1 protein-coding gene is annotated in these 289 nt (G+C 58.5%); it reads left to right on the forward strand.

Translation table 11 applies throughout. The features are described from left to right. The coding region (locus KVS69_RS19345) for a glycosyltransferase (RefSeq protein WP_217539569.1) at positions 1–289 on the forward strand (289 nt) is incomplete at both ends.

Here is a 289-nt window from a genome sequence, read left to right on the forward strand (position 1 = left end):
GCTTCGAGCGGCTAGGGGCGAGTACGTCCTGCCCCTGGATGCGGACGACCTGATTGCGCCCCAGTTTGTTGGCGAAGCCGTATCTGCACTGGAGCGATTGGCTGAATTCGATTTCGTTGTGCCACAGGCCGCCTATTTTGACGACGCCTGCCGTTCCAGTCATTTCAAGGATGTTCCCTTTCAGCAATGCATTCCCCTGATTGGCGAAGCCTGGCAGTCAGGGTTATTCGCAAACCGCTACTCGACGGCTACATGCCTGGGGCGAATTGAGGTAATGCGCGCGCCGGCC

It is taken from the genome of Stenotrophomonas sp. GbtcB23 (genome assembly GCF_019091045.1).
Lineage (GTDB): Bacteria > Pseudomonadota > Gammaproteobacteria > Xanthomonadales > Xanthomonadaceae > Stenotrophomonas > Stenotrophomonas rhizophila_A.